The sequence below is a fragment of the Achromobacter sp. genome (genome assembly GCF_049647645.1).
Lineage (GTDB): Bacteria > Pseudomonadota > Gammaproteobacteria > Burkholderiales > Burkholderiaceae_B > Achromobacter.
In genome coordinates this window covers 1-8,170 of the sequence record NZ_JBARYB010000247.1, presented here as the reverse complement: position 1 = coordinate 8,170, position 8,170 = coordinate 1, and the positions used below count along the sequence as shown (strand labels likewise).

Below are 8,170 nucleotides of genomic sequence, written 5' to 3'. Positions count from 1 at the left end.
TGACCGCCCAGCGCATGATGGCGTGCAGGTAGTTGAACGGCATCATCGTCAGGTACATAAAGCCCGGACTTTGCGCGTCATTGGCGAAAACGCGCTCTTTGCTGAAAGCGAAACTCTCGCGCTTGCCATCCACCGGCATGCAGTACAGGACCGCGTCCAGCACCGCCTGCGGGCCTTCCTCCATGTAACGGCGCAGGAACTCCCAGTGCGAATAGGCGTTCTCCACGCGGCTGGTGGCGATGCAGAACGCGAAGGTCTCCTGCACGGTGACGCCGTCCGCGGCCAGGATCAGGCCGCGTATGTCCCAGTTGAGCCAGCCGAACGTGCCCTTGCCCCGGCCCAGGGTGAAATAGATCTTGTCCCAGGGCGCCGTCAAGACGCTGCCGTCCAGCCGGAACACGTGCACCAGACGGTGCTTACGGTCCAGCGCAATCGGATAGTAGGTCCAGCGGAACATCTCCTTGCACGCGACCCAGGCGCCAGCCAACCCCAGCGCGGCGAACATCGCCATGCCGAAGAAGATCGCCTCCCAGAGGCCATTCTCATTGGGCACGTTATCCACCACCAGGATCCAGGCCAACATCAGAATGCCGCCCACGCCAAAGACCACGCCTATGGCCCCGATCAAGGCGATGAAGCCACGCCAGCCGTACCAGCGGTCCACCGACAGCAGGCTGTTGGAATTCATCTGCACGACGCAGAGCTGCGTCAACAACGGGACGTCGAGACGTTTTTTCTGCAGCAAGCGATGTTCACGGTCGAATTCCGACAATGGACGGTCGTTGGGGAATCTGGACATCAGCCCCGTGAAGTCCATCACGACCCTCCCAGCGCCACGCGCAGGCTGTTCATCTCTTGCTGTACTCCATAGTAATAATCGGTCCCGGACTGGCCCTGCAGCTTGCCCCACAGGCAACGCTTGAGCCAGTCATCAATCTTGTTGCCTTTGAATTTTTCAATCAGTATCGCCACGATGATCAGGAGCACCGCCGCGATCAGCCCCACGACCGTGGCGGACAGGGCGAACGCACCGATCACGACCAGACTGAGGATACCTGAGGCCACATACAGCCCACCCATCAGACCGTTCTTCTCGACCACGAATTGGTCCTTGGCGGACTTGAAGTCGAACACTGCCATGATGACGCCGGTGACGACCCCGATGCGGCCGCCCCAACGCACCAATAGCGAGCCCGTGGTTTCCAGTCCCACGCCCATGCCCAGCCGCATGCCGGCGGCCTGCCGGGACTTGAGCGCCACACCCAGCACGTCGGCCACCGAACCGCCCGCCGATGCGATGCCAACCACGAATTTCCAGCTCGCGTCGCTGCGTTCGTGCGGCATCGCCGACTCCAGGTCGCTCCAGAGTTTGTATACCGCCACGGTCTGGAACAGGCAGCCGACGACACCGACCCGGACGTCCGTATTGATCGCCGTGCGCCAGCGCGACAGCTCCCTGGCTTCGTATTCCTCGACCGTCATGGTCGTCTGCGCCAGGGCGCGGGCCCGGTCGCCGGCCCGCAAATCCGACGACACATTGGCTGCGGCATCTCTGTCCACCAGCATGAACCAGCGCTTCTTGTCGGTGCCCTCCAGCTGTTCGCCGCGCACTTCCAAGCGCCGTAGCTCATCAGCCACCGCCTGCTCCATCTGCCGCATGTTCACCTGGCTGCCATGCTGGCGCAGGACCTCACGGATCAGCGCAGCGCGGAATGCCTTCTTACCGCCTTCTACCTCCACGATCGCCACGTTCTGCCGCGCCAGCAGGCCCACGTACATCGCCAGCTTGCGTGCGACGCCGCTATCCACGCCCATCTTGAGCACCTGCACCACCGGTCCCATGAGCTGCTCCAGCAGGCGCGCGGTCTTGTCCATCTGCCCTTCGCTCAGCACCTTGAGTCCGGTCTTGTAGGCCTCGTGCAGATTGCCCCAGGGAATCGCCTTCCAGTCGAGGGCAGCCTCATGCGCCTCAACCACTTTCTTGACCACGAAATCCTGGTTGTGGAACATGGCGCGCAGCAGCAGGTTGCGCGTGTCGTCCGGCTCCCCCTGCAACCAGTCCGTATACTGCTTGAAGCAGATGCGCTTGTCCTGGGTTCCGTCGATGCACAAGGCGAAGACTGTCTGGTAGACCTCGCCGCTGTCCGCGCTGTTGGAGTCGTAGTTGCACTCGAACGAATCCAACGTTTTCTGGCATGTGATCCACGCGACGTGCGCCTTTGCCAGGGGCACGATGGTCGCCGCGTCGAATTTCGTCAGGCGCTCGTCGAAGCCTTTCTGCCACGCCCTGCGCGCGTTCTCATCGTAGTTTTCGCAGTACTTCTTCCAGGCGTCCCAGCGCACCGTTGCGCGCTCCTGCTCGGTCGGATGCCGATAGTTCTCCGCCTCGGCCATACGCTGCTTCTTGTTCTCGGGCATCAACCAGTCCGCCAGTAGCTGGCCTACCGCCAGCCCGCCCGCACCCGCGCCTCCCGGGCCGGCTCCCATACTCGGGGTCGTCGTACCATAGACCGAGTGGTTAGTCGCATCCCGGCCTCGCTGCTCCAGGAAGTCGCTTTCGGCCGACTGCATGATGATTTCGCTCAGTGACTCAATCGACTTCGACACGGTCAGCGGACGCAGGTCTTCCTTGTTCGAGACGAAATCGTCAAACCGGATCCGCATCAGCCGCGCGATGTCCTGCAGGATGCCGGTGCTGTCCGGCAGCGCCAGCATCAGGCCCTTGCCGGGCAGGAACGCCTCTGCGGCGTTCTCGATCATTTCCCCCATCCAGCCCTTCACGTCGTAGTAGCCGACGGTGCTCCAACCCAGCAGCTGCTGCTTCTGATGTTGATCCAGGTCGCGCTTGCGATGCACCTGGTAGTCGGCGGCCGTGTCCTTCAGGGTCTTGATGTTCTTGGCGTTGGCATGCTTGCCGCTGCTGAGCCAAGCCTGCACATCGAACTTGAACATGTGCCGCTCGCGCATGTCGGCGCCCTTCTTGCCCTTGTGCGCCTTGCACACATCCTTGGTCCACTGCACGTCCGAATATGCCAGCCAGACATAGGTCGCCTTTTTGGCGTTCGGAATGGTCAACAGCGAAGCCTTGGCTTCGTGGTCCATCGTGCAAGTAAAGGTCCGGTCGCAGTCCTGCACCGGCTTGTCGAGGTCGAAGTTGTACAGGGTGGCGTTTTCGTTGACGTAGTAACCCTTCAGTTCAGAGCGCGCTTCGTCATAGACATACAGATACCCCGGGCGCAGCAGGCGCACGCCATAGCGCGCGCTGTCGCCCAAGGGCCTCTCGGCCAGCTGCGGCATGTTCAGGTCGCCGTCCAGCGCCGGAAAGGCGCCGTCGTTCTTCAGCACCGCGTAGCGCAGCGGCATGATGGGCAGGCCGATCCGGTGAAACGGGCAATCCTCCCCGCAATCCAGCGACGAGCGCTTCTTCCCGCAGTTCTTTGCATCATCGGCCATCGGGCTCTCCAGTTCGTTCCATATCCGCGCGCACGCTGGACCAATCTTCATCAGACAGATCCTGGACCGCAGCCAGGTAGGGGTAATCATCTTCGGGCCGCATTGCCGCCAGGCAGGCGCGCACCCGTTCGTGGCGGTGGAAGGCGGGGTGCACTTCCAGGGCGTGCCGCGCAAACGTCTTGCGCTCCTGCGCCGACGCCAGCCCCAGATCCCGGGCTGTGCGGAAATGCGCCATCACCGCCTGGCCCAGGGCGGCGCGCCCGGCGGGCTCCAGCGTGTCCAGATCTGACAGCACTTCATTCAGGGCCTGCACCTGGGTCAAGGCGAAGGATTGCTCCGCGCTCAACTTCGGGCGCGCCGCCGCCTCGGCGTCGGGGCGCGCCACGGCGCACCATTCGCCGTCCAGATGGAACACGAAGCGCTGCACCGGCCCGCAAAGCCAGGCCAGCTGAGCAGGGTCCAGCATCCATGACAGCTGGACCAACACGCGCGGGTCAAAAAAACGGAAAAAACACGGCCCCTGGCCCGCGATGTCGACGATCATCCGCGACCGCAGATGCGCGGCAACGGCATCGGCGGGCAGATCGGAGTGAAGCAACAGCCCCAGCCAGAGATCCCCGCCATCAAGCAAAGCCTGATTCAGGCTGGCCAGCGCCTGCGCCTTGTCCACCGCTGGCATGGCGGACAGATCCACCAACCGGGGCATGAGGCCCGGCATTTTTCGCAGCGCCGGCGGCACCAGGGCTTCGGCCTGGACGCAGGCCGGCACGCCGGGCGTCCGTTCATCCTGGATGAGGCCAAAGCCATAGGCGTTGAAAGCCTGGTAATCGAGCATGCCGCCGTCCTCCCGCCTCAGCCCAGGGGCACCACGGCGCCGCCCCGCTGGGCCGCGCCGCGCACCCGGGCTTCGCACAAGGGACTGGCTTCGTTGAAGGCCAGATTCGCCTGGCTGCTTTCCGGGCCGACCCAGTTGTGCACGCCGGCCTTCAACTCGACCTTGCCCGGCGCATGCAGCTGAATGCCGCCGCCTTCCACCCGCATGTAAGCGCCGCCCGCCGTTGCCAGCACGCGCTTGGCGGCCTGCACGGTCACGCCGGCCTGCGCCGAAGCGAAGGTCACCGCCTTTTCGGCGGACAGAGTCATCTTGGCGTCCTGGCTATGCAGGCGCAGCTTGCCGCCGGCCGCATGCAGCAGCAGTCCCTGGCCCTGCACCGGGCTGCCGCCGGGCGCCTTGCGTCCCTGTGTGAACAGCACCGCGCCGCCGGCCACGCCCATCGCAAGGTTGGCACTGCTGACCCAGTTCACGTCCGGCGCCACCTGCGCCAGCGTCGCGCCGGCCACGAGAAATGCGTCGGCCGGCGTGTACTGCCCGATGCCGCTGGGCGCGCTCACCTGGAGCTGCGGTTCGCTATAGGCCGCGACGGGCTCGCCTTCGGGCGCGTCCTGTTTCGCATCGATCACCTCCAGCACGTGCTTCAGCGCGTCATGCGCCGGCAGCGTTTCCGGATCGCCTTCCAGCACGGCCTTTTGGCGCGTTGCCGCCTGCGCCAGTTCCTCGGCCGCGCGCATCGCGTTCTCGATCTGCAAGCCCGCCTCCTCGCTATCCAGCAGCGCGCCCTTGGCGTTCTTGCGCGCGTCCGCGCTGATCAGCAGCCCGGCGCCGCCGCGCAGCGCCACCGCCTCGCGGGTCGACAGTTCCGCGCCGTGGCCCAGGTCCTGCAGTCGCTCGTTGTCGCGCTGCTGCTTGATGTGTCCCAGGTTCAGGCGGCTCTCGGCCTGCGTGGTCGAAGCCGTCAGGCGCGACTGACCCGGCGTGTCGTCGTGCACCAGCTGGTTGTAGCCGCCAGTACCCTGCCCGCTGCTGGCGAGCGCCTGGGTCTTGAAGCCGGACATCACCACGTTGTGCGCGTGGCCGTCGGCGCCGCCGGCGAACCAGGCGGGCGCGTTGCCGGTGGCGTTGGCGGCGCCGCCCTGCACCTGGTTGTGCGACGCGTCCTCGGCACCCGCGCCGTTGTAGAGCGCGCCCACCACCACGGGACGGTCGATGTCGCCGTGCAGGAACTCGACCAGCACTTCCTGGCCGACGCGCGGCACGAAGTTGCCGCCCCAGTCGCCGCCCGCCACGGGCTCCGCGACTCGCACCCAGGTGCCCAGCTCATCCTTGGCGGGCGCGTTCTCGTCGCCCGAAGGATGTTCCAGGCGGCTGCTGGAGGCCTTGCCCCGCTGCCAATGGAACTGCACCTTGACGCGATGATCGCGGTCGGTATGCACCGGCGCTTCCGCGCCCACCACCAGCGCGGTCTGGGCGCCGTACACGGTGGGCCGCGGATGCAGGCGCTCGCCATGTCCGTCGCGCGTGGCCTTGCGGAATTCAGTATCGATGCCGATGCAGGTGAAGGTGTTGCGGTAGAAGTCGGCTTCGGCAGCTTCCGGACCGCCCTCGCCCAGCGCCTCGCGCACGGCGCGGCCCAGGTCCTCGTCGAAGTTGTTGCGGGCCTCGTGCCGCACGGCTATCGCCACGTAGGCGGACCCGCCCTGCTGGTAATGGCCGGTCAGTTCGAAGCGCTGGCCTGGCGCCAGCGTGCGCACGGTGCCCGCGCCCTCGCAGCTGTCCTGGCCCACGCGCAGCGCGGCCAGCGCAATATGCGCCAGGCGTTCGCCCTGCGCGCTGTCCTCGTAGGCGTACTGGCCGGGATAGTCGTTGACGACCAGATCCATCGCGCCCTTCGAGGCGCCGCCATCGACCTGCGCCGCCACCGGCCTGGACTGGGCGCTGCGGTAATCCCAGCTCGCCAGGCGCACCGCGTTGGTCTGCCAGCGCGCGCGCCGGCTCCATTGCTGGATGCTGTCCTCGGTCTCAGTGACATCGGCGCGCGCAAAGCGCACACTGGCCTGCGGGCCGGGCTGGAAGGCGCCGTTATGATCGGCGATGATCAGCGTGTGGCTGCCCTCGCCTTCGCCGGCCTCGTGCTCCACCCAGTAGAACAGGCCCTCTTCGGCCAGCAGACGCTCGACGAAGGCATGGTCGGTTTCTCGGTACTGCACGGTCAGGCTGCGCTTGGCGTACGCGGCGCGGTCCTTCACCACCCAGCGCCACTGCGGCGCGAGGCCTCCTTGGTCCTTATAGTCGCCAAAGATGCTGTCGACGATTTCAAAGACCGTCTTGTCCTGATAGGCAAAGCTGTCGCGACGCGCGCGCAGAAAAGCGAGCCAGGGCTCCAGCGTCAACCCGTAGCGCGCCATGCCGCCGTTGGCGCCCTGGAACTGCGCCGCCGTGATGTAGCCGTTCCAGACGCGCGGCTGTTCGCGGCCCAGCGCTGTCTGCAGGCGCAAGGTTGCCGGCTTGCCCAGCAGTTCGGACAAGGGGATGCCGGCATCGTCGGACAGGGCAGTCAGTTCGAGCCGGAACGCGCCGTCCGACAGGGTTTCCGTGGCGGATAGCGTTTCCGCCACGAGCCGGTTCGCGCCCAGCGGCGTACGCAAATCGAGCAGGCGATTGGCCTGATCGACCGACGCGATCGACATTCGGGAAAGGCCGGTGTTGTCCAAAGGCATGTCAGGCTCCGGCGTCAGGCAAGGCGATAGCGGAAATCGCCGTTCTTGCCGGCAGTCACGCGGATGCGGGCGATGGCCTCGCCTTGCGCCATGCGGCCCAGCACCTGCTCGGCGATCTGCGGCAACAGTGTGCCGTTGAGGATGTGGTCCACATTGCGCGCGCCGGTATCCACCTCGGTGCAGCGCGCCAGCACGGCCTCCACCAGCGCCTCGTCCCATTCGAACCGGGCGCGGTGGTTGGCCTGGACCCGCTGCGCGATACGCCCAAGCTTCAGCCCGATGATGCGGGCCAACGCGTCATCGTCGACCGGGTAGTAGGCAATGGTCTTCATGCGGCCCAGGAACGCGGGCTTGAAGGCCTTGTACAGCTGCGGCGCCAGCAACTCCTGCAAGGCCTCGGGGTCGGGCCGCTCTTCGGCGCTCTTGTTGAGGCAAGCCTGCATGATGGCCGACGAGCCGACGTTGGACGTCAGGATGATGAGCGTGTTGCGGAAATCGATCTCGCGGCCCTCCGCGTCATCCATCACGCCCTTGTCGAACACCTGGAAGAACAGCTCCAGCACGTCGGGATGGGCCTTTTCAATCTCGTCCAGCAGCACCACGCTATAGGGCTGGCGCCGCACCGCCTCGGTCAGCACGCCGCCCTCGCCATAGCCCACGTAGCCCGGCGGCGAGCCCTTCAGGCCCGATACGCTGTGGGCCTCCTGGTACTCGCTCATGTTGATGGTGAGCAGCTTGCGTTCGCCACCGTACAGCACGTCCGCCACGGCCAGCGCGGTTTCGGTCTTGCCCACGCCCGAGGGGCCGATGAAGAGGAACACGCCCTTGGGCTTGTTGGGATCCTCCAGCCCGGCGCGTGCCGTGCGCACGCGCTGGGCGATGGCATGCAAGGCATGGTCCTGGCCGATGACGCGCTCGGCCAGCAGGGGCTGCAGTTCCAGCACCGTGCGGATTTCGTCGTTGACCATGCGGCCCAGCGGAATACCGGTCCAGGCCGACACGATCTCGGCGATGACCTGCGCGTCCACGAAGGCGGGCACCAGCGGCGCCTCGCCCTGCAAGGCGCGCAGCTGCTGCTGCAATTCGGCCAGTTGCGCCTGACCGGGCGTGGCGGCGGGTTCTGCCGCCTTGCCCGAGCGGCGCTTGCCGGCCGCCTCCGGCG

At 66.0% G+C, this 8,170-nt stretch carries 5 protein-coding genes; all 5 read right to left on the bottom strand.

Annotated elements, in window-relative coordinates:
• A partial coding sequence (locus tag WBB14_RS28475; RefSeq protein ID WP_424242723.1) for a DUF6708 domain-containing protein occupies window positions 1-799 on the bottom strand: 799 nt, incomplete at its 3' end.
• A 17-nt stretch (window positions 800-816) separates the two neighbouring features.
• The gene (locus tag WBB14_RS28470; RefSeq protein ID WP_424242722.1) at window positions 817-3,453 is read right to left on the bottom strand and encodes a T6SS effector BTH_I2691 family protein; all 2,637 of its coding nucleotides are present in this window, start codon (window positions 3,451-3,453) and stop codon (window positions 817-819) included.
• Window positions 3,443-4,288: a DUF4123 domain-containing protein gene (locus WBB14_RS28465; RefSeq protein ID WP_424242721.1), complete on the bottom strand. Its 846-nt coding sequence runs from the start codon at window positions 4,286-4,288 to the stop codon at window positions 3,443-3,445. Before WBB14_RS28465 ends, WBB14_RS28470 begins: the two co-directional genes overlap by 11 nt.
• A gap of 17 nt (window positions 4,289-4,305) precedes the next feature.
• A complete protein-coding gene (locus WBB14_RS28460) occupies window positions 4,306-7,008 on the bottom strand; it encodes a type VI secretion system Vgr family protein (protein ID WP_424242720.1) in 2,703 nt (900 codons plus the stop codon).
• 14 nt (window positions 7,009-7,022) lie between these two features.
• The coding region (locus WBB14_RS28455) for an AAA family ATPase (protein WP_424242719.1) at window positions 7,023-8,170 on the bottom strand (1,148 nt) is incomplete at its 5' end.